At 67.1% G+C, this 23,825-nt stretch carries 23 protein-coding genes and 1 pseudogene; 12 read left to right on the top strand and 12 right to left on the bottom strand.

Features of this window, described 5'->3' with window-relative positions; all coding sequences use genetic code 11:
• Positions 1 to 70: 70 nt before the first annotated feature.
• Positions 71 to 1,126, bottom strand: coding sequence for a serine kinase (locus RZV17_RS08535; protein WP_355608621.1), 1,056 nt, complete (start codon positions 1,124 to 1,126; stop codon positions 71 to 73).
• 156 nt (positions 1,127 to 1,282) lie between these two features.
• On the opposite strand from RZV17_RS08535, the pseudogene RZV17_RS08530 reads away from it, so the two are divergent.
• Positions 1,283 to 2,837: pseudogene (locus RZV17_RS08530) on the top strand (radical SAM protein).
• 149 nt (positions 2,838 to 2,986) lie between these two features.
• Complete coding sequence (locus RZV17_RS08525; protein WP_179455148.1) at positions 2,987 to 4,201, top strand: nucleotidyltransferase family protein; 1,215 nt, start codon at positions 2,987 to 2,989, stop codon at positions 4,199 to 4,201.
• A gap of 262 nt (positions 4,202 to 4,463) precedes the next feature.
• On the opposite strand, the gene RZV17_RS08520 is transcribed toward RZV17_RS08525, so the two are convergent.
• From RZV17_RS08520 to RZV17_RS08470, 11 genes are all read right to left on the bottom strand, one after another.
• Positions 4,464 to 5,576 (bottom strand): glycosyltransferase family 4 protein, encoded by a 1,113-nt coding sequence (locus RZV17_RS08520; protein WP_166752768.1) that lies wholly within the window; start codon positions 5,574 to 5,576, stop codon positions 4,464 to 4,466.
• Positions 5,573 to 6,703, bottom strand: coding sequence for a glycosyltransferase family 4 protein (locus RZV17_RS08515; protein WP_355608616.1), 1,131 nt, complete (start codon positions 6,701 to 6,703; stop codon positions 5,573 to 5,575). The genes RZV17_RS08520 and RZV17_RS08515 overlap by 4 nt, the downstream gene beginning before the upstream one ends.
• A gap of 133 nt (positions 6,704 to 6,836) precedes the next feature.
• Entirely contained in the window at positions 6,837 to 7,535 is a 699-nt protein-coding gene (locus RZV17_RS08510) for a class I SAM-dependent methyltransferase (protein ID WP_355608613.1), read from the bottom strand.
• Complete coding sequence (locus tag RZV17_RS08505) at positions 7,532 to 8,761, bottom strand: amidohydrolase family protein (RefSeq protein ID WP_355608609.1); 1,230 nt, start codon at positions 8,759 to 8,761, stop codon at positions 7,532 to 7,534. The genes RZV17_RS08510 and RZV17_RS08505 overlap by 4 nt, the downstream gene beginning before the upstream one ends.
• 12 nt (positions 8,762 to 8,773) lie before the next feature.
• Positions 8,774 to 9,616: a class I SAM-dependent methyltransferase gene (locus RZV17_RS08500; RefSeq protein ID WP_355608606.1), complete on the bottom strand. Its 843-nt coding sequence runs from the start codon at positions 9,614 to 9,616 to the stop codon at positions 8,774 to 8,776.
• A 278-nt stretch (positions 9,617 to 9,894) separates the two neighbouring features.
• On the bottom strand, positions 9,895 to 10,746 hold the full coding sequence (locus RZV17_RS08495) for a Wzz/FepE/Etk N-terminal domain-containing protein (RefSeq protein ID WP_355608604.1): 852 nt from the start codon (positions 10,744 to 10,746) through the stop codon (positions 9,895 to 9,897).
• A gap of 43 nt (positions 10,747 to 10,789) precedes the next feature.
• Positions 10,790 to 11,932, bottom strand: coding sequence for a hypothetical protein (locus RZV17_RS08490; RefSeq protein WP_355609266.1), 1,143 nt, complete (start codon positions 11,930 to 11,932; stop codon positions 10,790 to 10,792).
• The gene (locus tag RZV17_RS08485) at positions 11,932 to 12,870 is read right to left on the bottom strand and encodes a glycosyltransferase (RefSeq protein ID WP_355608601.1); all 939 of its coding nucleotides are present in this window, start codon (positions 12,868 to 12,870) and stop codon (positions 11,932 to 11,934) included. Before RZV17_RS08485 ends, RZV17_RS08490 begins: the two co-directional genes overlap by 1 nt.
• Complete coding sequence (locus tag RZV17_RS08480; protein ID WP_355608598.1) at positions 12,867 to 14,120, bottom strand: O-antigen translocase; 1,254 nt, start codon at positions 14,118 to 14,120, stop codon at positions 12,867 to 12,869. Before RZV17_RS08480 ends, RZV17_RS08485 begins: the two co-directional genes overlap by 4 nt.
• Positions 14,117 to 15,241: a DegT/DnrJ/EryC1/StrS family aminotransferase gene (locus RZV17_RS08475; protein WP_355608595.1), complete on the bottom strand. Its 1,125-nt coding sequence runs from the start codon at positions 15,239 to 15,241 to the stop codon at positions 14,117 to 14,119. The genes RZV17_RS08480 and RZV17_RS08475 overlap by 4 nt, the downstream gene beginning before the upstream one ends.
• On the bottom strand, positions 15,242 to 15,712 hold the full coding sequence (locus tag RZV17_RS08470) for an FdtA/QdtA family cupin domain-containing protein (RefSeq protein WP_166743152.1): 471 nt from the start codon (positions 15,710 to 15,712) through the stop codon (positions 15,242 to 15,244).
• A gap of 311 nt (positions 15,713 to 16,023) precedes the next feature.
• Here RZV17_RS08470 and RZV17_RS08465 point away from each other — a divergent pair, with 311 nt between their 5' ends.
• From RZV17_RS08465 to ccmE, 10 genes are all read left to right on the top strand, one after another.
• Positions 16,024 to 16,644 carry a cytochrome b/b6 domain-containing protein gene (locus RZV17_RS08465; RefSeq protein WP_355608591.1) on the top strand — a complete coding sequence of 207 codons (621 nt, stop codon included), beginning with the start codon at positions 16,024 to 16,026 and terminating at the stop codon, positions 16,642 to 16,644.
• A gap of 65 nt (positions 16,645 to 16,709) precedes the next feature.
• Positions 16,710 to 18,056: a cytochrome C gene (locus RZV17_RS08460; protein WP_355608588.1), complete on the top strand. Its 1,347-nt coding sequence runs from the start codon at positions 16,710 to 16,712 to the stop codon at positions 18,054 to 18,056.
• A 34-nt stretch (positions 18,057 to 18,090) separates the two neighbouring features.
• Positions 18,091 to 18,522 carry a c-type cytochrome gene (locus RZV17_RS08455; protein ID WP_355608585.1) on the top strand — a complete coding sequence of 144 codons (432 nt, stop codon included), beginning with the start codon at positions 18,091 to 18,093 and terminating at the stop codon, positions 18,520 to 18,522.
• Between the two features lie 525 nt (positions 18,523 to 19,047).
• Complete coding sequence (locus RZV17_RS08450) at positions 19,048 to 19,725, top strand: hypothetical protein (RefSeq protein ID WP_355608582.1); 678 nt, start codon at positions 19,048 to 19,050, stop codon at positions 19,723 to 19,725.
• Positions 19,726 to 19,776: 51 nt separating this feature from the next.
• Positions 19,777 to 20,370, top strand: coding sequence for an RNA polymerase sigma factor (locus tag RZV17_RS08445; protein ID WP_179455132.1), 594 nt, complete (start codon positions 19,777 to 19,779; stop codon positions 20,368 to 20,370).
• Complete coding sequence (locus RZV17_RS08440; protein WP_047696831.1) at positions 20,367 to 21,011, top strand: zf-HC2 domain-containing protein; 645 nt, start codon at positions 20,367 to 20,369, stop codon at positions 21,009 to 21,011. Before RZV17_RS08445 ends, RZV17_RS08440 begins: the two co-directional genes overlap by 4 nt.
• Entirely contained in the window at positions 21,008 to 22,333 is a 1,326-nt protein-coding gene (locus tag RZV17_RS08435; RefSeq protein ID WP_355608579.1) for a S8 family serine peptidase, read from the top strand. Before RZV17_RS08440 ends, RZV17_RS08435 begins: the two co-directional genes overlap by 4 nt.
• A 10-nt stretch (positions 22,334 to 22,343) precedes the next feature.
• On the top strand, positions 22,344 to 23,102 hold the full coding sequence (gene ccmC / locus RZV17_RS08430) for a heme ABC transporter permease CcmC (RefSeq protein WP_184557130.1): 759 nt from the start codon (positions 22,344 to 22,346) through the stop codon (positions 23,100 to 23,102).
• A complete protein-coding gene (gene ccmD / locus RZV17_RS08425; RefSeq protein WP_228313806.1) occupies positions 23,099 to 23,305 on the top strand; it encodes a heme exporter protein CcmD in 207 nt (68 codons plus the stop codon). Before ccmC ends, ccmD begins: the two co-directional genes overlap by 4 nt.
• Positions 23,302 to 23,772 (top strand): cytochrome c maturation protein CcmE, encoded by a 471-nt coding sequence (ccmE, locus tag RZV17_RS08420; protein WP_166743158.1) that lies wholly within the window; start codon positions 23,302 to 23,304, stop codon positions 23,770 to 23,772. The genes ccmD and ccmE overlap by 4 nt, the downstream gene beginning before the upstream one ends.
• The last annotated feature ends 53 nt before the right edge of the window (positions 23,773 to 23,825 follow it).

Raw genomic sequence — 23,825 nt, 5'->3', positions numbered from 1 at the left:
GCGTCCACAGCACTGCGACATGCCGGGGCGGGCCGCGCGCGGTCTGCGCACGGCCATTGCGGCGGTGGGTTCATCGCAACACCTGCAGCACCGCCTCCAGCGAGGCCTGCGGCCGCGCGCCACGACGCAGGGTCGACATGCCGATACGCTGCACCTGAGCGACAAACCGTTGCCACCCCGGCTGCCCGGCCGCATAGGGCTGGTCGCGTGCCAGGCACTCGGCGATCTGCGCGGTGGATACCGGAACCAGGCCCGGCGCGGCCGTGCCGGCCGATAGCGGGGAGAGCATCACCACCGCACACAGCTGCAAGGGCGTGGGCGCCAGCGTGGCCTGGCCATGACGGATATCCACTTCGAACTTCTCCACGCCGCTGCGACGGACAATGGTGGGCGAGGCACTGATCCAGGCGCGCGTGCGCGCATCGATCAGCGCAAGCGCCTCGGGCCGCAGATGCAGAAAGTTGGCCACGCCGGTGGTCAGCAGGCTGTCCGGGGCGACGAACACGCCGTCTTCGGCAACGAACTCCAGCCCATGCAGCAGGCAATGCAACGCGAGCGTGGATTTCCCCGCGCCGCTGGCGCCCAACAACAGCACGCTGCGCCCACGACGGCCGACGCAGGCCCCATGCAACGGCACCAGCCCCATGCCACGCGCGGCCAGCAGGAACACGGCGAACTCGATCAGCTCGTATCGCACGTGATAGGCGTGCGCCAGCATGTCCTCGGAGACCACCAGCATCGCGCGGCGCTCGGGCACCGAGAGCATCAGATAGTTGCAGGCATCCATGACCCCGCACACCAGCCCGCCGACGGCGTGCGTGCGCACCGGCGGCGGCACGGCAACACTGCCGTGCGATACGCGCGGCAGCAGATCCAGGCTGATGTGGAACTGCGGCGCACCGGGCAGGTGATGCGCCGGCAACCCGGCATACGCGGCATCGACCAGCGCCAGCAGCGCGTGACTGTCGCTGCTGAAGTGGAACAGCGCACCGAGAATCTGCCGCTGCACGCTGAAACGACGCGGCCGCTGCTCGCCAAACGGATCGGCGGCCAGCACGCCCGGCGTGGCCAGGGCTGCGTGCTCGCCCGGCGGCATGTGTTGCGCCAATGCAGCCGACTGCGGCATGCCTGTCCATCCATTGCATCGATCAGCCGGTGGGTGCCGATTCGCTAGACAAAGGTTGCATCGACACGGGTGATGCATCGCCGCGCCGCCGTACCGCCGCTGGCAGCGCGACAGCGCAACCAAAGACGCCTGCATGCGCACCTACTGCCGAGCCGAATGCCGGTGCCTGCGCACGCCGCCGCTGCGCGCCACCTGGCGACAGAACGAGAGCCTTGTGCAGATGCTAAAGATCCAGGTCAGTCATTCGTATTTCCTGCGTTACGACCCCAAGCAATGGGAGCGCGGCAAACCGTACCCGCCCTTGGCGACGCTGCAGATTGCCGCGCTGCTGCGCGAACGTGGCCATGCGTTGAGCCTGTTCGATGCCATGCTGGCCGACGATGTCGAGGAGTACGCCGGTGCGCTGCAGGACGCGCAACCGCAGCTGGTGGTGTTCTACGAGGACAACTTCAACTTTCTCACCAAGATGTGCCTGAGCCGGATGCGCGAGGCAGCCTGCCGCATGATCGGGCAGGCGCATGCAGCCGGCTGCCGCGTGCTGGTGGCGGGCTCCGATGCGTCCGACAACCCGGATGTCTTTCTGGCTGCCGGCGCGCACGCAGTGCTGATTGGCGAAGGCATCGCGCCACTGATCGAACTGATCGAACGCCTCGAGGCCGACCCGCAGATCGCCACGAGCGAGTGGCTGGCCGGCGTTGCGCGCATCGCCACCCGTGATCCTGCCGTGGTACGCGCGCATCCGGGCGCACAGCCGCCGGACGCGCGCCTGAGTGGCCTGCCCGCCTGGGACCTGGTCGACATGCCGCGCTATCGGCAGTTCTGGCAGCAGCGCCATGGCTATTTCAGCCTGAACATGGCGGCCTCGCGCGGTTGCCCGTTCCGGTGCAACTGGTGCGCCAAGCCGATCTGGGGCAACCATTACAAACGCCGCGGCGCCGAGGACGTGGCCGCCGAGATGATCCATCTCAAACGCAGCTTCCAGCCCGACCACCTGTGGATGGCCGACGATATTTTCGGCTTCCACGTCGACTGGGTGGAAACCTTTGCGCAACGCCTGACCGAGGCCGATGGCGCCATCCCGTTCACCATCCAGACCCGCGCCGACCTGGCCAGCGAACGCATGGCTGCGGCCCTGGCGCGGGCCGGATGCGCGGAAGCCTGGATCGGCGCAGAAAGTGGCAGCCAACGCGTGCTGGACCGGATGACCAAGGGCACGCAGGTCGCCGAGGTGATCGCGGCGCGCCGACGCCTGGGAGCACAGGGCATCCGCGTGGGATTTTTCATCCAGTTGGGATATCTGGGCGAAGACCTCGACGACATCCTGGCCACGCGTGCGCTGGTGACGCAGGCCAACCCAGACATCATCGGCGTCAGCGTGTCTTATCCCCTGCCCGGCACCAAGTTCTACGAAGATGTCAAAAACCAGCTGGGCGGCAAGACGCATTGGCAGGACAGCGACGATCTGGCGATGATGTTCCATGGTGCGTACGACTCGGAGTTCTATCGCAGCGTGCGCGACCTGCTGCACACCCAGGTCGATCTGCAACAGGCACGCGCCGGCATGGCCGCCGCCGCATTTGCACGCGCGGCCGAGGCGCTGGAAGCACGCTGGTCTGCGCTGATCGCCGTTGAACATCGCCACCGGACCGAACCGCTTGCCACGCTGGCCGCGCGACAACCACGGGCGTTGGCCACCGTGCTGGTGGGCTGAGCACATCCGTGGCGCGAGTTCGCTGTGCACGCCATGTAGCCAGCTTCATCGCGGCACCCTGCGAGCCGCTTGACCGCACCAACTCCGCGACGCGTTTCAGACAACGACGCGTCGCGACACCTCCCTTCGACCTTCCGGATCACGCCCGCATGCAGCCTTCGCTCCGTACCATCAAACACGGCTTGCACACCGCCACCGAGCAGCTGGCGCACGAGCTGGCACAGCCGGGCGACAGCGCGCCGCAGTGGGACCGGCTGCAGTGGCAACTGGCGGCGGCCGCGGCGGCGGCACATGGCGTCTCCCCGTTGCTGCAGCGCCGCTCGTTGTGGCAGGACGCGCAATGGATGGCCTTTCTCACCGAGCAACGCCGCCATGTCGAAGACCGCCACCGGCGCATTGCCGTGCTGCTGGCCCGTATCGACAGCGCCGCCCGCAGTGCCGGCATTGCCCTGGTGGGATTGAAGGGCACCGCCTTGCACCGGTTGGGGGTGTACCTGCCCGGCGATCGCCCGATGGCCGATATCGATCTACTGGTGGAGCCGGACGCTGCACCCGCAGTTGCAGCGGTGCTGTGCGAGCTGGGCTACACCGCCTCGTTCGAACAGTGGAAGCACCAGGTGTTCAAACCCATCCGCGGCAATGCGGTGGCCGGACTGGGCGAGCATCGCGATGCTCCGATCAACATCGAGCTGCATACGCGTATCCAGGAGCGCCTGCCGGTGCGCGGCGTGGACATCACCGCACGCATCTGGCCGGAGCATGCGCAGCCGGGCCTGAACCCGTATCCGTCGACTGGCGCGCTGATGAGCCACCTGCTGCTGCATGCCGCTGGCGGCATCTGCCATCGCAGCATCCGCCTGATGCATCTGCACGATCTTGCGTTGCTGGCCACCCGCATGGGGCCGCGCGATTGGCAGGAACTGTGGGAAGACCCGGCGGTGTCGCCCTGGTGGGCATTGCCGCCGTTGTTGTTGCTGCAACGCTACTACCGCACGGTGGTGCCGCCTGCGGTGATGGCCCGCCTGCATGCGGAATGCCCGCGACTGCTGCGCAGACGCGCCGCGCGACAGACCCTGACCACCGCGTCGTGCTCCAACCTGTGGTTGTCCGCACTGCCGGGGATCGAATGGTCCGGCTCCTTGCGCGAAGCGCGGCAGTATCTGCGCGAGCGCGTGGTGCCCTCGGCCGAGAGCCGCAAGGAGCGCGCGGACATGCTGCAGACGCAGTTGTGGCTGCAGGACCAGCCATGGGTGCGCCAGACCCAGGCACGCCGCCTGATGACGCGACTGACCCGGCCGGTGCCCCGCACCGACATGCTGTATGTGGTGCGTGCGGCGCTGGAGGGCTATCTGCAGCCGGCGTAGCAGCAAAGCGATTGCATGTGTGCCATGCCGCGCGACGTCTGCGCGGCGTCTGCTGCGGCCGAAGGTGCGGCTCAGCGGCGAGGCGTTGTACGCGCCGGTCGGGCCGTTACCGCCGCGTGCCGGCTGCCACGCGCTGCGCCACTACCGCGGTCAGGCGCGATGGCCCGTCGGCCAGGTGCAGGGCGCACTTCGCAGCTGCGCCACGGGTTGGGCACGCCCAACGCCGACCGCCGTTCCGCGCTACGGCGTTGCACCCGACCCGTCAAGACAACGGTCGTGCGTCGCATACCTGCCGATAGAGCTGCTCGAACAGGCGGGTGGTGAACGCGGCATCTTCGCGCACTGCGCGGCACTGCGCTGCCCAAGCCAGGCGCAGGCGCAATTGGTCATCGCCGAGCACCTGCCGGACCGCCTCGGCCATTCCGGCCCAATCGCCGGGCGGCACCGCCAGTGCCGAAACCGGCGCCCATTCGACCAGATGGCCGACCGCCGTGCCGACCGTCGGCACACCGGCCACGGCCGCTTCCAGCAGCACCATGGGCCCGGCTTCGTGTAACGAGGACAGCAGCAACAGATCGGCCGCCAGCATGATCGGGCGCAGCTCGCGCTGGGTCTTGAAGCCCAGAAAGCGCACCTGATCCTGCAGGCCCAACGCCTGCACCAGGCGCTGCATGGCGCCATCCAGGGTGTCCACGCCGACCATGTCCAGGGTAAAGGCGACCCCGGCGCGCTTGAGCGCGGCCATCGCCTGCAGCAGGGTGCGCTGGTCCTTGACCGGGTTGAGGCTGGCCACGTGCAGCAGGCGCGCAACCGCACCCTGGCGGACACGCGGTGGCGCCACCGGCCAGGCACGCAGATCCACGCCCAGCGGCACGCGTGTGGCAGCGATGCCCAGTGCCTGCAGCGAGACGATGATGGGTTCGCTGGCCGCAGTGACCCGATCGGCCAGCCGCAGGATCACCGCCTCGCGCAGGCGGCCGCGCCATTTGCGACGGCCGCCGTAGCCGATGGCGTGCAGCGCCACCAGCTCGCCACCGGCGATGTGCACCGCGCTGGGACGCCGCAACAGGCGCGCCGCCGCCACCGCGATGAGGCTGCAGTAGCCGGAAAAAACCGCCTGGATCACATCGAACGGGGCGCGACGATGCTCCGCCACGATGGCTGCGACCGCACGCAGGCGCGTGCGCCGCGCGCCGATGTTGTGCACCGTGGCACCGCGCAGCATCCAGGTATCCGGCAAGGGCTCCTGGTGCAGCACGAATACATGCACCTGGTGATTGCGCGCCAGCCAGTCGATCAGGGTCAGGAACACCGGGATCACCCGCACCTCGCCGCTGCGGTCCACCCCACCGGGCACCACCAGCGCCAGTTTCATGCCGCGCTCCCGCGCAGAGGTTCGAGCAGGCTGGCGTACGCCTGCGCCCAGCGCTGCCCGACTGCGGCAAACGACAGCCGCGCATCGAAATGCGCCCGCACCTGCGCACGGGCGGGCCGCTGCCGCGACACGCGCAACAACAGCTCCGACAGCGCACTGGCATCGCCCACCGGCCACAGTTCGCCCATGCTGCCGGCATCGCTGAGCGCGCGGAATGCGGGAATGTCGGTCAGCAATGGCAGCGTTCCACAGGCGTAGGCCTCCAGCGCGGCGTAGCCGCAGCTCTCCGTATGGCTGGCCGAGACGAACAGGTCGCTGGCCCGCAGCAAGTCCTGCACCTGTGCATGATCGACCTTGCCCAACAACTGCACGCAGCGCGCCAGCCGCGGGTCGTCGCGCAGGCGCTGGCGGACCTGGTCCATCAACGGCGCCTGATCGAAGACGCAATACAGCCGCAAGCCGGGCAGCATGTGCGCGGCCATGGCCACCGCGTCGAGCACGCATAACGGGTCCTTGGCGGCGCTCAAATGGCCGACCCAGAGCACGCAGGGGTCGCCCTGCAGTCGGGTTTGTTCGCGTGCCAGCAGGCGATCGCCGGGAGTAAAGCGGCTGCTGGATTCGGGAATGGCAACCAGCTGCGTCTGCGGGCGAAACAGGCGCGCGCGCACGAAGGGCTGCGCCAGCTGCAGCGAGGTGAACGCAATCCCGGCAGCGGCGCTGTAGCGCGCGCGCCACAGCAGCCTGCTCCACCAACGCGGCGGACGATTGGCATGGTCCTGCAGCAGCAGTGGCACGTGCGGCAGCTGGCGCGCCAGCCGCCGTGCATCGCCGGCAAATTCCAGCCCGTGCACGTGGATCACGTCGGCGTCGATCTCGCGTAGCAGCGCGCATAACGTGCGCGCCCGTGCGGCGCTGCCCCGCGGGCCAAGTGGCGCGAAGCGATAGTCGATGCCGCCCTGGACGATGTGCCGATCCAGCGCCGAGGCCTGGATCACCGTGACCCGCACGCCGGCACTGGCGACGGCCTCGGCAATGTCGGCCAGCGACGGCCATTGCGCGAACACCTGCGCCGCGCTCAGACCGTGCGGAGTAGGAACCAGATTGAGCTGGGCCACGTGCAGGCTCATGACGCGCAGATCGCCCGTGTCGAATGATGCGTGCGGCGGCAGCCCGCAGCCGCGCAGGAGGCGACGTGGGCGCAGTGCAGCCTGGTCTGGCCACTCAGCGCGCGGCCGTACACGGCCACCGCAACCGCACCGGTCACGCGACGCGACGCAGGCGCAGCACCAGCGCCACCGGTACCTGCAACGCGGTGCGGTCGAAGTTTGCGCCGGCAGGAATGTCGGCCGGGTCCAGCATCGGCTCGGCCACCGCTTCGATCGCAAAGCCCAGCGCGGCGCAGGCCGCATGCCAGTGACTGTACAGATGCTGGGTGTGGCGCACGGCGTAGTGCCGGCCATCGGCCTTGAAATCACGACGCCACCCCAGCGCATGGCCGATCGGATGTACGTCACTGCACATCACCAGGCCATCGGGACGGGTCACCCGATGCAGTTCTTCCAGCGCCGGCCACAGGCGCTGCAGGTGGCCCACCACCAGGCCGCAGACACTGAGGTCGGCCACCGCAGCGGCCAGCGGCAACTGGTCCAGGCTGCCCTGCTGCAGGCTCACGCGCGCGGGCGGCCAATGCTGTGCCAGTTCGGTACCGGCGCGCTGCAACATCTGCGGCGACAGGTCGACACCGGTCACATGCCGTGCGCCGCGGCGCAATACGTGCTGCATGTAACGGCCGCTGCCACAGCCGGCGTCCAGCACGTGCTGGCCCTGCAGGCTGGCCGGCATCAGGCCCAGCATGGCGCGTTCTTCGGCCAGCATCACCGGGTTATGCGCATGCGGCGGATACGCCTGTGCCCACAGCGCGTATGCGGCAGCGGGTTCGAGCACCGGAACGGCATTCACGACGCCACTCCCATCGCGCTCACTGCGCTCATTGCCCTGGTGCTCGCAGGTGCGAGCGGCTGCACACGGTGCAGACCGGGCTCCAGCGCCAGCACGGCGGGATCGGCGAGCGCCGCATCCAGCAGCTTGGGCCGGCCATCCAGCACCACCGGCACGGCCGGAACACCGGCTGCCGCGAACCACGGCGCAAAATCCGGGTCTGCAATGCGCGGCTTGCCGTCGCGGATCACCGCACGCAGCTCGCTGCGTTGACAACCGATGACGCTGTCGGCGGGCTCGCCGCCGCGGTCGCGCACGATCACCAGATCCGCAGCGACGCCCGGCGCGATGCGCCCGCGCCGTGGCATGCGCAGGATGCGCGCGGACCGGTCTGTGACCAGGCCCAGCAGCAGGTCGGGCGCCAGCCCGCTGTCGGCGGCGATGCGGAGTTCTTCGAGCAGATCGCGCGCGCCGCTGACGCGCGAGTCGCTGCCCAGCGCCAGCCGCCCGGCCATGCACAGCCGCCAGGGGTCGAGCGTGCGACCCAGCAACGCCAGATTGCTCGACGGGCACCACACCACCGCCGCACCGCGCGCAATCACCCGTTCGATCGCCTGCTCGCCCAGGCCCACGCCGTGGATCAACACCGTGTTGGCAGCCAGGCAACCGAGGCGGTCCAGGTCGTCCAGCTCCGCCCGTGCCACCGCATCGGTGCCTTCTGCCAGGTGGATCATCCACGGATGCGTGGAGGGCGTGGCGGCGAAACTGGCTTGCACCGGCGGGCCATAGCCGGTCCAGCCGAGTGCGTAACTCCAGCCGAATTCGTTGAGCACGCCGACCGGGAAATCCGTCTCATCCAGGGTGGCGTGCCAGGGATCGTGCTGGGCCACGCAGGTGACGCCGGCCAGCAGGTTCTTCAGCCCGCCGTGGCGCAGCCGCACCGCCTTGGGCACGCGCAGCGCCGCAGCGACGGCCGGATGCTGGAAATGCGCCTGAAATGCTTCGATCCAGGCGTAGCTGTTGGGGAAAGGCGCACGCTGCGGCAGCGGCGGCACGCAGTTCACCTGCAGATGCTCGTGCGCATTGACCAGCCCCGGCGCCAGCACATGGCCGGACAGATCCAGGCGCAGGGTCGCGGTGCCCACGGTGCCGCCGAAGCGGCCTGCGTGCAGGTTCAGCGCCGCGCGCGACGGGCCGGCCAGCGTGATCGAGCGCGCACCCTGCAGACAGACGTCGGCCATGGACATGGGCGTCTCCACTCAGCGCTTGCGCATCACGATGAGGAAGTGATCGCCCATGTCGCGCAGCAGCGGCAGGCCGCCGAACCGGTCGTCCAGCCGCCCCAGTCGCTCGGCCAGGCGCGGGTGCCGCTGGCAGACATCCACCAGATAGGGCGGTGGCAGAAACAGGCTCAGCGCACGATAGCGGTCCAGCACGAAGTGTGGTTCGAACGCGCGATAGAACTCGCGCGGCAGGTGGTACCAGGTCCAGATGGTGTGCCCGTTCATGCCCACCGCCGTGGCGCCCGTTGCCGCACGCACCGCCGCGCGCCTGAAGCGCCCACGCAAGGCGTAATGGCCGATTTCCCACGGGCAGATCCGCCCGATCACCGAAAACACCAGGCAGCCATCGGCCCGCAACAGACGTGCGCACTGGGCGGCTACCGCCGGCAGGTCCGGTGCGCAGTTGAGCGGGCCGAAGTTGGAGTACATGCCATCGAAGGTGCCCTGCAACTGATCCAGCTGCTGGATGCCGACATGCGCGGCCGCCAGGCGTTCTTCCAGGCCCTGGGTGGCCGCACGCTGGCGGGTGCGCTCGACCATGGCCGGCGACCAGTCGGTGGCCAGCACGCGATAGCCGCGCCGGGCGAACTCGCCGGCATCCAGACCGGTACCGCAGCCCAGATCCACCAGCCGCGCGCCTTGCGGCAACTCGGCAGCGACCGTGTCCCACAAGGTGGTGCGCATGCGCTGGATCAGCGCATTGTTGCCGCGCGGGCCGTCATAGTCGGACGCGACGCTGTCGAATGCACGCTGCGTTTCCAGCAACTGTTCCGGCGCGACCGTGCCGCCGCGCGCAGCATGCTCATTGACCAACGACATGCATCGCCTCCCACACCTGTCCTGCTGATTCCACGGCACTCTCCGGACGCAGTGCCGCCAGCGCGGCATCGCTTGATAGACCCGTGAGTGCGTCCGGCTGCCGGTTTGGTTGCAGTCGCGCCGCCTGCCAACCACGCGCCGGGCCGGGGCAACGCCCGCGTGCCGTGACCAAGGACCGAACGGGGATGCGCTTACGCGCGCGGCGCACAAGACCTGGAGCTGGCAATGCTGCGATCGGTCTGCGCTGCGACGCGTTGTGGGGCGTGGATGCCCAACACTCAGCCGGCCCCAGAGACGCCTGCCATGCGATGGCGACGCCACGCATTGCGCAGCACCGCCACCACCGTGCCCAGCCCGGCACCGCCCAGCAGGGCGACTGCCCACACCATCACGGCATTCGGGAACGCCCGCTGTTCTGGCACGTACAGCGGCCACGCCAGCGAGGTCTGGTAGGTATACCGTGCGGTCAGCCGCGCGATCAGATCGTCGCGCTCGGCCTTGATCGCGCGGATGGCAGTGGTGTTCTCGGTCAACAGCACCCCGGCCAGCACCTGCGCAGGTGTCGCACCGGACCCGCCCTGCCCCGCATGCAGCTGCTGCTGCAGCTGCTGGCGGGTGAGCGTGGCAACACGCAGGTCTTCGCTCAGCCCCTGCAGACGGGTACGTGCCAGCGCGAGCGCGGCGGTGTTGGTGTCGCCGTGCAAGGTCTGGAGGACTGTCACGGTTGCCATGGCCAGGGTGCGCGCCTGCTGCGCCGATCCGGCACGGACGGTGATGCCGATCAGGTTGGCGTACGGGTCCGGATCCGGCTTGAGGCTGCCGCGGTACACCTGCGCGGCGCGGCTCTTGAGCGGCACGCCGGCCTGGCGCAGCACCGCATCCTGAAACAGCCGCGTCTTCATGCGGTCGATCACCCGCTGGAACGGCTCCACCTTGGGGTCGCGGCCCGCCGGGGTCGGGCCGATCTCGCCCACCTGGATCCATGCGGTGGCTTCCCATTGCGGTGTGGCCACGCGCAGGAAAACGAAAGCCAGGCCAAGCACCAGCACCAACGCAGCCAGCGCCCAGCGCCATTCGCGCCGGAGGATGCGCCACAGGTCGATCAGATAGATTTCGTCGTGTTGATTCATGGTGCGCAGACTCTGAAACGTGAGAGAGGACGTGGCGGTGTACTTACACGGCAGACGGGCATGGGGCATGGCGGTTGGGCAGCAGCACGGTGCAGGCATGCAACACCAGGCACAGCGCAATGAAGCCGAAGTTGGTCCAGGTAAACGCCTGCGGTGCAAAGGGCGACATCACGCAGGCATAGGCGATGCGCAGAAAGATCAGCACATGGAAGATCGACAACGACCGGTTGAGCCGGCGCACGCTCCACACCAGGCCCGCATACAACGCCAGCAACGCCAGCAAGGCACCGGGGGCGCCCCAGGCCATCAGAAACGGGAAGAACTCGGTGCCCACGTTGATGTTGGGCGCGTCCAGCGGAATGCCGGTGCCGGCAGTGGCAATCGAGCCGCTGAAGGGCACCAGCTGGTTGATCAGGAAGCTGGCGTTGACGTAACCCTTGGCGAGCATCGCGCCGAAGTTGTAGGGCCCGGCGCTGATGTACAGCAGCAGCCACTGCAGCCCCTGCGGCATGGCGCGGTAGAACGCACTGAACGGCAGCGCCACCGTGGCCAGCGAGCCGGACCGCAAGGCGCCAAGCACCGAGAACACGCCGCCGCCCGCCAGCAGCAACAGGCCGATGGTCTTCCACGGCAAGCGACGCGCCGCATCGCGGCGCAGCAGCATCACCAGCACGAAGGAAAACAGCCCGGCGAAGATGCGGTTGCGGTCGATCACCACGATCGGGAAGACAAACCCCAGCGTCACCATCGCCGCGCGCAGGCCGCGGTGGCGCACACACAGCAGCGCGATCGGCGGCAGGATCCAGCACATATTGGAGATGTGCCGCACATGCGAGCGCGCCGGGCTCAAGGTTGCATAAGACGCGGGATCGCTGAACAGCGGAATCGGAAACAGCACCACATCGGCGATGCAGAACACGGTGACTACCGCCGCCAGGGTCAGTGCCAGGAAAGCGTCGCGGGTGCCGGCGTAGCGGTAGCGGCGGAAGTGCTCAGAGGTCGGTATTTTCGTCCCAGTGAGCATGTCCAGGACAAAGATCGCCGCCGCTCCTGCAACCAGCCATACAAGCCCTTGCGCGTATCCCGCTGGCAGCTCATAAGTGGCAACCGTAATAAAGCAGCTAACGGCCATTGAAGGTGATAGATAGACACATGGCCTTCGCACCCACGTCATGAGCGAAGGCATCAGGACGCTCTCCTGATGGTGGAACACGCCAACGCAACAACACTCTTTTTTAGATACATCGACAAATGCCACGCCACAACAACGTAGTTTTTTTCTAGAAACGCGATCTTTGCGCGTATCAGGCTCAACCGAGCCTGCAACAGCCAATATTCGACACCGGAAAAAAAAGCACAGCTGCGTTCGGCCACCCGAGCGAATTCGCTGAGATTCGCCAACCGTCTTTGCACATCTCGTGTCTTACTGACATTCGTTCCATGCAGCCGATACGCACAGACCTTGACATCAATGAAACCAAGAGAATTACTAGCAACCAATCGTAGGAATAAGTCCCAGTCCTCGATCCTGAGCGCCTCGTCCCACGTCATCCCCCTGTCAAAGGCACTACGCCTGAGCATGGTGACCGCACCGCTGACAGCCCAGTTGCAGATGACAGCGCGACGGATGCCCGGGTCGGATGCGTAAAACCGCTTATCGGCGCGATGAAGGTCGCACATGGCGCTTGCATGCAGCAGTCTGCCCTCGCTATCGACAACGGATGCATCGCCAATCACTGCGAATTTATGGGGTGTGGCATCGAGATAGGCCACCTGTGCCGCGATTCCGCCGGGGATCAAATAATCGTCGCTTGCGACCACCCGCATGTACTCGCCACGCGCGATCCGCCCAGCCTCATTCAGTGTGCCTGCAACACCACGGTTCTCCCGCTGCACAAATTGCACCGGCAGCCGGTGCCCGTGCTGCGCGACCCACTCACCGATCTTCTCTGCGGTCGCATCGCTGGAGCCATCGTCAATGATGACGATCTCCTTGCACGGGTAAGGTTCTTCCAGCACGCTGTCCAGGCAACGCTGGACGAAGCGCGCGTGGTTGAATGCCGGGATCAGCACCGACACCAGCGGCCAGTGTGCACGCTCCGACAGGGGCATTCGTTCGCTCACGCCGGTTGCACCAGGTAGCGACGCACCACCACGATGTTGAACAGCAGGTACAGCACGTAGTTGGCGACGAACGCGTACATCGCACCGACCAGGCCGAAGTGCGCGGTGCACAGGTACACCAACCCCAGGTAACTGGCCGCAAATACGCATTCGGACAGCACGAACACGCGCGTCATCGCCTTGGCCAGCATCACATACGACAACACGAAGGCGGCAATCTTGACCACGTCGCCGATCAGCTGCGGCGCATACAACGCCCTGGCCGCGGAAAACCCTGGGTCGAACAGCACCCAGGTCACCCAGTCGCGGCAGACATAGACGCCCAGGGCCATGCCGATCACCGCAGGCATCACGTAGCGGTACGCGGCGCGCAGCTCGCGCCCCAGCGCGGCACGCTCGTGCAACGAGGCCAGCTTGGGCAGGTAGTACACATTGATGGCGGTGGTGAAGAACAGCAGGTACGCATCCGACACCCGGCTCACGGCCTGCCAGTAGCCGACCTGCTGCCAGCCGAACTGTGCGACCAGATGGTCACGCACCAGCATGACCACCATTTGCGGCACCAGCGTGGAGGTCAGCGTCATCACCGAAAACGCGGCCAGACGGCGCGCCATCGGCGCATCGAAGCGCATGCGCAGCATCTCGCGTCGAAAGTAGGGGCTGGCCCGCAAGGCCGGCACGCCGGCCAGCAGCCACAGCACCTGTCCCAGCACCAGCGCCAGTAGCGCGCCCTGCAACTGGGCCCGGCTGGACAACCACGCCACCAAGGCCACACTCAATACCGCACCGCTCACCTGCACCACGGCCAGCCGGCGCACGTCCATGAAGCCGTTGATCACGGCAAGAATGTAATTGACCACTGCAATGCCCAGCTGCGCGATCGCCAGCACGCAGATCAGCGGCCGGTAGCCGGCATCGCCCAGCAGACGTTCGGCGAGCGCCTGACTGAACAGCAGTGCCAGCACGGCCAGCACGCAGGAGGCGCAAAACGCATACCACAGCGCCGTGCCCAGCAGGCGTGCCTGGGCCTGCGGGTCGCCGCGATATTCGGCCACATACTTGACGATCCCGGCGCTGATGCCGCCACCGGCCAGCACCGCCAGCACCGACATCAGATTGAGGAACTGCCCGAGCCGGCCCACCCCTTGCGGCCCGGCATGGATGGCCACCAGCTTGACCACCACCAGTGCAGCGAGCAGCTTGGCCAACGTCGCAACGCCGGTGTAGGCGCCGCTGCGCAGCAGATTCATGTGCGGGCGCCGAAGGATTGGCATGCGTCAATCACCCGCTGCACCGACGCCGCGTCCAGCGTCGGGCTCATCGGCAGACTGAGCACCTCCGCATGCAGGCGCTCGCTGACCGGCAGGCAGGCATCGCCCAGCGTGGCGTAGGCCGGCTGCCGATGCGGCGGCACCGGGTAATGAATCTGGGTGTGGATGCCATGGCGCAGCAGATGCGCCTGCAACGCATCGCGCTGCGGGCTGCGCACCACGAACAGATGCCAGACATGCTGCTCGTCGCTGACCACGGCCGGCAGCGTGATCAAGGGGTTGTCGATCCCCTGCAGATAGCGCTGCGCCACCTCGCGCCGCAGCGCTATCTCTTCGTCCAGATAGCCAAGCTTGACCCGCAGCAAGGCGGCCTGCAGCTCATCCAGGCGCGAGTTCACGCCCTGATACAGATGGTGATACTTCACCTCCGAGCCGTAGTTGCGCAGCGCGCGAATGCGCTCGGCCAGATGGGTATCGGCGGTGACCACCGCGCCGCCGTCGCCCAGCGCACCAAGATTCTTGGTCGGAAAAAAACTGAAAGCGGCGGCATCGCCGAAGGCACCGGCGCGCCGGCCGTGCGCCATCGCACCGTGCGCCTGCGCCGCATCTTCGATCAACAGCAGCCCGTAGCGGTGCGCCAGCGTCTGCAACGCCGCCATATCGGCCAGCTGACCGTACAGGTGCACTGCCATGATGGCGCGGGTGCGTGGCCCGATCGCCTTTTCCACACTGGCCGGATCCATGTTGAAGGTGGCCGGATCCGGCTCCACCGGCACCAGCACCAGATGGTTCTGGCTGATCGCCAGAAAGGTGGCAATGAAGGTGTTGGCAGGCACGATGATCTCATCGCCCTCGCGCAGCGCGCCCAGCTCCCGATAGCCACGCAGGATCAACGACAGCGCATCCAGGCCATTGCCCACGCCCACGGCATGGGCGGTGCCACAGTAACTGGCAAACTCTTCTTCAAACCCGGCCAGCTCCTGGCCCAGCACGTACCAGCCGGCATCGATCACCCGCGCGGCGGCGGCCTTGAGTTCGTCCGCATACCGCGCATTGACCGCGCGCAAATCCAGGAAAGGCACTTCCATAGAACCGATCATCTACGACTGCACTCCCAGCAAGGCACGCCGTTCGGAAGGAACCTGATGTGTATTCATCGGATCTTTGCCACCACGCACTTCGCTCAGGAATTGGTCGTAGTCCAGGATGTAGTCGCCGGGGTCGTAGAGCTGGTCGGCCAGCACCATCAGCACGCAGTCGGGGCTGAAGTGATGCAGGTCGCGCCACACCATGCGGCCCAGCAGCAGGCCTTGCGCCGGGTCGTCCAGGACCACTTCGGTCGGGCCGTCGCCCTTGCCTTCGTCCAGCAGGATCCTCACCGAGCCGTGCAAGGCCACCGCAAGCTGGTTGAGCTGGCGGTGCGCGTGCTGTCCACGGTGCACGCCACTGCGGGTGCCGAACAGGTAGTACACGCGGCGTATCTCGAACGGGACATTGCGCTGCTGCTCCAACGACACGAGCAGGCCGCGATCATCACCGTGGGTATGCAACTGGATGGGTTCGAAGGCCATGATCCGGGGGCGTTACCGCTGACTGCACGTAGTGCGACATGCCTGAGTGCGCCGCGATGCGCGAAAGGTTGCGCCACGCCGGGTCCCTGCGAAGCGGCGTGCGCGCAAGCGCAGCAGCACGCGTGGCGCAGCGCCGATGTCCCGCCGCCGCGATAAAAATTCGTTGTGGCGATGCAACCTTTCATCGGCATCGCCGCACATATCGGTGCACGTTCACCTGGCCGCAGCTTGGCCGGCGTGGGGAGCCAGGCCTGGCAGCGCGACACGCATTGCCGGAACCAACGACCACCACCGGTGAGGACACCGACCAGATGCGTTCTTCCCCTCAGGCTTCCGACTCGGCGGCCAGCGCCGATGCCACCGCGCTGCCATCGGCGCCAGACACCGCGCCGGCCACGCGCGTCATTCCGCTCCCTAAACCGATGCGCGTGCTGCACTGGCTCACGGTGCTGTGCCTGGTGATGGCGGCCAGCCTGATCCTGCTGCGCGCCGAACTCGATGGTCGCGCATTGCGTCAGTGGCTGCTGGAAGGCCACCGTCACTTCGGCCTGATGGTGTTGCTGCTGTTCGTGTTGCGCGTCGGCCTGCGCCTGCGTCTGCGCAAGCTGCCGCCCGGCCCGCCCTCCCCGCTGATCACCCGCTTGCTGGCCGGTGCCACCCACCTGGCCATGTACGGCCTGATGCTCGCACTGCCGCTGATCGGCTGGTCGCTGAGCAACGCCTTCGGCAAGACGGTGTATCTGTTCGGCCTGCCGCTGCCGAACCTGATCGAGGTGGACGCGGATCTCGGCGACACCCTGGGCACCTGGCATCTGAACGCGGCCTGGGCGCTGCTGGCGCTGGTGCTGCTGCACATCGGTGCCGCGCTCTGGCATCACCTGGTGTTGCGCGATGGCCTGTTGCGCCGCGTGTTGCCGGGCAAGCACGCATGAGCCCTCGCCCGTTCTCCGCACGCATCCACTCCGTTGCATTCCGTCCCGCCGAACAAGGACTCTCCATGCCTAACTCCCAGCCCGCTCCGCGCCGCGCCACCGCCTCGCGTGCCGCCTCCCTGACGTCGTTGCTGTGCGTCACCGGCCCGTTGCTGCTGATGGCGAGCAACCAGGCGCAAGCGGTTGCCGCCTTTGCACGCCAGACCGGTTCGTCCTGCGCCGATTGCCACATCGGCTCGTACGGCCCCTCGCTCACGCCGTATGGCATGCGCTTCAAGCTCGGCGGTTTCACCGATACCGACGGCAACGGCACCAAGATCCCGGTGTCCGGCCAGCTCACCTGGTCGCGCAACAATCCCAGCCGTGGCGACAGCACCGCACGCCTGACCCAGGCCGACCTGTATCTGGCCGGCCGCGTCAGCGACAACGTCGGCGGCTACTCCAAGATCCGCTCCAACAACAGCGGCAATGCCACCTTCGATACCCGCCTCGACGACGTCGATCTGCGCTTTGTGACCAAGCCGTTCCAGCTGGCCGGCAAGGACACCATGGTCGGTGTCAGCGTCAACAACAATCCGGGGATCTCCGACCCGATCCACGTGTTGCCCAATGCCTCCACGCTGACCCCGGCGTCCAACGGCGGCGCCTCCACCATGCTCAGCTCCTCGTCGCTGTCCAACCGCGTCATCGGTGCCAGCGTGTACGGGCTGTACGACAAGAACTGGTACGGCGAAGTGGGCAGCTACAGCGCCTTGTCGCCGTCCGCGCAGGACCGCCTCGGCTGGCCGATCAACGGCGACCCGGGCAAGCTCAGCGACACCACCTACGCGCGCGCGGCCTACATGAAGGACATGAAGCGGCAGTTCTTCTCTGTGGGCCTGACCGCGCTCAACACGCGTCGCCAGCGCCCGCGCAACGGGCCCAGCGACGACCTCACCGACTTCGGCTACGACCTCACCTACCAGTTCCTCGGCACGCGCGAGCACGTGGCGTCGCTGGCCTACGTCAACATCTACGAGCGCCGCAAATACGGCAGCCCGCTGATTCCGTCCGACCCGACCATGCCGGCGCTGGACCGCGGCAGCGTGCGCGATCAGACCTTCAGCGTGAACTACGCCTTCAAGCAGACCTATGGCGTGCTGGCCGCGCACATGATCAACACCGGCTCGTTCGATGCGGCGCGCTATTCGCCGGTGGGCATCCCCGACACCACCAGCAATCTGATACTGCTGTACTGGAGCCCGTTCGGCCGCGAAGGCACCTACACCACCAACGCCAACCTGCGCGTTTCCGCTGGCTGGTTCCGGTTCGACAAATTCAACGGCAGCACCTCCAACGTGTTCCGTGGCCCGCCGATCACCAATCCGCGCGATCTCGACAGCTTCTCGCTGTCGGTCAACCTGGCGTTCTGATCCCCCACCGTTGCACGCAACCGTACGGACTCATATGCACCCATTCCACAAAACGTTGTTATGCGCACCGCTGGCCGGCCTGTTGCTGGCCGGCGCAACCCTGGCCACGCCGGCGCGCGCCGCTGATGGCAAGAGCGTCTTTGCGACCGAATGCGCCGAATGCCATAGCGCCACGCAGGGCAAGAACAAGAAGGGCCCGTCCCTGTTCGGCATCGTCAATCGCCTCCCCGGCAGCGTGGTCGATTTCAATGGCTACTCGCCCGAGCTCAAAGCCTACTCGGCGATCCTCAAGGCCCGCTCGGCGAACCCGGAGATAAGCAAGGGGGCTTGGGATTCAAACAACCTGAAGGCCTTCCTGAAGCAGGACTCCAAGAAGGCACTGCCCGGCACCAAGATGAAATACGAGGGCCTGGATGACGAAAAGGAACTGGACGCCCTGATCGCCTACCTCAACACCCTGAACTGAGCCGTACCGCGCAGGGCAGCGCTGCGAGGCCGGAGCAGCGTCGATGGCAAGGCGGAAGCAGGCAACGCAGCGATGGACGGATTCAGCGCTCCCTGCGGGGAGGTGCGGACATCGCCCATTGCCCAGACATGCTTCAAGCCCGGTACAGCCTGCCGGCCGCAGTCTCCGCGGCCGGCAGCCGATCACATGCCGCACCAGGACGGGTGCACGGGATCGCGTTGCCTGAGCCGACACCTTCGCGTATACGGACGGAACCGCCACAGCCGGGGCGGTCTCGTCCTGCGTGATGGGTCACTATCGCGCCCCGCTTCGTGTCCATGCCCTACGCCCTTGCCCAACCTGCTGTCCGCCAAGCAGTCTCCGTACCCACCGCGACGCCATTGCGCCTGCGGGGGGCGGCCGTGGGCGGCATCGCACGGCCGTGCACCGTCGTCCTCCTCGTCGCCTCGACGCGTGCCCTGCCTGCACGCGCATTGCAGAACGCCGGCACCGCAGCCCCAGCGCTTACAGCTGCGCCATGCAGTCATGCTCGCCCTGCTCCTGAGCCCCTGCCGCAATGCACTGGCCGATAATGTCGGCGGTGCGGTCGCAGTCGCCTCCTCCCTGATCGATCGCGGCATCGCGATTGCGCCCAACCGCGTCACCCTGCAGACCGCCGGCTACTGGCTGCCGTCGCCGGGCTGGTCGACCTCGGTCTCTGCCGCACTGCAGTCGCCGTCGCTGAGCAAGCCGGTGGCATTCACCATCCAGGGCGCGCGCGCCTGGATGCTGGACGATCGCTGGCAGATGCAGGCCAGCCTGCTGTACTACGCCTACCCGGCCGACCGCCAGTCGCGCACCTTCGACCGCCAGGAAGCGAGCCTGGCCTGGTCCTACCGCGACATGCTGACCTTTTCGCTGTCCACCTTCAATTTCCCGCGCGCGCAGCGCTCGCCCTGGAACAAGGTGATCGACGTCACCGCCAGCGTGCCGCTGTCGTCCAGTTTCAGTCTCTCCGCCGGTGCCGGCATCTCCGATTTTCCGGCGATGACCTACGGCGCCGCCAGTTCCGGCCGCTATCGGTATGGCCAACTGGGCCTGAAGTGGAACCACGCCGCATGGACCGTGAAGCTGGACCGGATCCTGACCAGCAGCAACACCCCGCGCGCGCAGGGGGGCCCCGGCGAAACGCCCTGGGTGGGCATGGTCTCGCGCGCGTTCTGATCCACCCGCAACCTTTTGCCCGCCTGCGGGCACTCAAAGGTGTCCTACGCCATGCCTGCCTCGATGAATGACACCGACACCCTGGGCGATGCCACCGATCGCATGCTATTGCGCCGCATGGCGGCGGGCGATCGCGACGCGTTGGCCAGCATGTACACCAGTTATCACGGGCGGTTGTGCCGGTTTCTGTCGCGCCTGACCCGCCGCCCCGACATCATCGAGGAGGCCATCAACGACTGCTTCTGGATCGCCTGGCAGAAAGCCGGCGACTTCCGCGGCGATTCGCAGGTGTCGACCTGGATCATGGGCATCGCCTACCGCTGCGGGCTCAAGTGCCTGCGCCAGCATGACGGCGAGGCCATCGACGACACCGCGGTGGTGGAAGAGCACGCCCCCAGTGCAGACGACAACGACGACCGCGAGCTGCGCGACTGGCTGGACAAGGGCATGGAGCGCCTGTCGCCGGATCAGCGCCTGGTGATCGAACTGGTCTACGGCGTCGGCCACAAGCTGGAAGAAGTCGCCGACATCATGCAGTGCCCGGTGGGCACGATCAAAGCCCGGCTGTTCCATGCACGGGTCAAATTACGCAACGTGCTGCCCGGCCTGGCCGGCAGCGCGCCTTACACGGAGACCATGCAATGAAGACGTTTTTCATCGCGCCTGGCAAGGAATGCTCGCACGCGTGGGAGCTGATGCCAGCCGTCCTGCTGGACAGCGCCACCGAGGAAGAACACAGCTGGCTGATTGCGCACGTGGCCAAGTGCGCCTCATGCAGCGCCGAGTTCGCGCAGCAAAATCGTCTGCGCCAGGCGCTGGCGCTGCCGTCGGCCGTCACGCTGGACCCCAATGCCGGGCTGCAACGCCTGCTCGGCCGCCTGGATGCCCCGGAACAGCGCACCGCGCCGGCACCGGCAGTACGCCGCTCCGGCAGCTGGACGGTGCGCGCACTGGCCGCCGCCGCGTTGGTGCAGGCCATTGGCCTGGGCGTCATGGGCGTCAAGCTGGCCTCGCCGGCCCCCACGCATGACTACCGCACGCTGAGCAGCGCAACCGCGTTGCCGGTGCCGCAGGGCGCCATCCGCGTGGTGCCCGATGCCAGGATGACCGTGGCCGACTGGGATCGCCTGCTGCGCGCGCAGCAGTTGCAGGTCATCGCCGGACCCAACGACCTGGGCGCCTACACCGTGGTGCCGGCCGCGCCGCAGCCGCAGCCGCAGCAGACCGTGCAGCAACTGCGCGCCAATCCGGCCATCCGGCTGGCCGAGATCGTCTCCGCCCCATGAGCCGTCTTCTCGCCATCGGCCTGTGCGTCACCCTCATCGGCCTGGGCCTGCAGGGCAGCGCGCACGCTGCCGCGCCCACGCAGGACCCTGCGAACATGGCCGCCATCGCCGCGGCATCCGCCCCGGCCGATGCGCATACGCCCGATGCCAGCCGCGACATCCTGCTGGCGGTGGCCAATCCGCTCAGCGCACCACCGGCGCGTGCCGGCTCCAGCCTGATCGGCTACGCCTCCAGTTACTACGGTGCCGGGCAGAAGGCCGCCGTGCGCATGGAAGCCATCAAGCGGCGCTACAAACTGCGCGAGGTCTCCGGCTGGCCGATCACCTCGCTGGGGCTGTACTGCGCGGTGCTGCAGCCGCCAGAAGGCGTGTCGCGCGATGCACTGGTCAGCACGCTGTCCCACGACGACGGCGTGGAGCTGGTGCAGCCGGTGCAGGATTTCTCGGTGTTTTCTGCCGATGCCGCCGAAAAGAGCACCCCGCTGTCGGGCTACAACGACCCGTACGTGGACATGCAGCGCGGCTTCATCGACACCGATGCCGCCAGCGCGCAGACCGTCACCCAGGGCCGTGGCGTGGTGGTGGCCGTGATCGATACCGGCGTGGATACCAGCCACCCCGACCTGAAGACGCGCATCCGCGACGTGCACGATCTGGTCGACGACACGCCGGTCATGACCAGCACCGATTCGCACGGCACCGAAGTGGCCGGCATCATCGCCGCCGGCAGCAACAACCATCAAGGCATCGTCGGCATGGCGCCCAAGGCCATGCTGAGCATCTATAAGGCCTGCTGGTATGCGCCCACGGTCGGCGCCACCGCCCGCTGCAACACCTTCACCCTGGCCAAGGCGCTGGCGGCGATCAACAACAGCTCCGCGCGGGTGGTCAACCTGAGCCTGGGCGGCCCGGCCGACCCGCTGCTGAGCAAGATGCTGCTGCACCTGGTGCAGCAAGGCCGCATCGTGGTGGCCGCCATGCCGCCCAACGGCCGGCTGGATGGGTTTCCCAACGACGTGCCGGGCGTGCTGGTGGTGCGCAGCAGCAGTGCCAGCGCGGCGATGCCCGGGGTGCTCAGCGCACCCGGCAAGGACATCCTGACCACCCAGCCCAACGGCCGTTACGACTTCACCTCCGGCTCGTCGATGGCCACCGCGCACGTCAGCGGCATGGCCGCGCTGTTGTTGTCGCTGTCGCCGTCGATGGACGCCAGCGCGCTGCGCGAGCTCTTGCAGCGCACCAGCAAGGTCTCCGATGGCCAGCTGCAGGTCAATGCCGGCGCGGCGGTCGACGCGTTGTCGCCTTCCAAACATTCCAACTGACGACACCGGCATGGCCAAGTGGATCCCGTTGTGGCTGCACAAGCTGAGCTCACCGCCGCTGTTTTACCGCTTTGCCGGGCGCGTGCGTCCGTGGGCGCTGGCACTGGCGCTGCTGCTGGGCGCAGTGGCCGCTTATGGCGGGCTGGTGCTGGCGCCGCCGGATTATCAACAGCACGACGCTTACCGCATCATCTTCATCCACGTGCCCAGCGCCTGGATGAGCCTCTTCATCTATGCGGCGATGGGCGTGTCGGCCTTTATCGCGCTGGTGTGGCGGATCAAACTGGCCGAGGTGGTGACCATGGCGTCGGCACCGATCGGCGCGGCCTTTACCTTCATCACCCTGTGCACCGGCGCGCTGTGGGGCAAGCCGATGTGGGGCACCTGGTGGACCTGGGACGCGCGACTGACCTCGGAGTTGCTGCTGCTGTTTCTGTATCTGGGCGTGCTGGGCCTGTACTACGCGGTGGAAGACCGCCGCCAGGCGATGCGCGCGGCCGGCCTGCTCGCATTGGTGGGCCTGATCAACCTTCCCATCGTGCATTACTCGGTGGTGTGGTGGAACACGCTGCACCAGGGCTCCACCGTGCGCCTGCTCGGCCCCTCCAAGATGGGCGCAGACATGCTATGGCCGCTGCTGACCATGATGCTGGCCACCAAGTGCTATTACATCGCCAGCCTGTTCGGGCGGGTACGGGTGGAGCTGCTGGCACTGGACGGCGGCAAGGACTGGGCACGCCGCATCGTGCTGGCGGAGCGCACCGCATGAGCAGCTTTCTGGCGATGGGTGGCTATGGCCACTACGTGTGGACTTCTTATGCGGTGTTCGTGCTGGTGCTGCTGGCCGATCTGGCATCGCCGTGGTTGCGGCGCCGGCGCCTGCCGCGCGAGCTGCGCGGTCAACTGCAGCGGCAGACGCCGCGCCGCCAGCGCAATGTGCCCTTGCCGACACTGGAGCGCGACGCACCATGAATGCTACCCGCAAACAGCGCCTGTGGCTGGTCATCGGCGCACTGGCCGCCGCTGCACTGGCCGGCACGCTGATCGTGTTCGCATTGCAGCGGAACATGAGCTATCTGTTCACTCCCAGCCAGGTACACGCCGGCGAAGCGGCCGGTTACCAGCAATTCCGGTTGGGCGGCATGGTCAAGGCCGGCTCGATCCGGCGCGCCAGCGACTCGTTGAACGTCAGCTTCACCGTCATCGATAAACACGCAGCCACCCAGGTCGAGTACACCGGCATCCTGCCGGACCTGTTTCGCGACAACCAATCGGTGATCGCCAACGGGCGCATGCAGGGCGGGCACTTTGTCGCCAACGAAGTGCTGGCCAAGCACGACGAAACCTACATGCCCAAAGAACTGAAAGACGCGATGGACGAAGGCCATGTCGGCAAGCCGATTGCTGCTACCGCCGTGCCGCTATCTGCGCCGCGCTGATGCGTTGTCGGCTGGCGCAAGGCACTGCAATGACTCTTCTTGGTTACACCCAG

Origin of the sequence: Xanthomonas cannabis, assembly GCF_040616535.1 — a bacterium.
Classification (GTDB): domain Bacteria; phylum Pseudomonadota; class Gammaproteobacteria; order Xanthomonadales; family Xanthomonadaceae; genus Xanthomonas; species Xanthomonas cannabis.
This window is presented reverse-complemented; position numbering and strand designations above follow the sequence as displayed.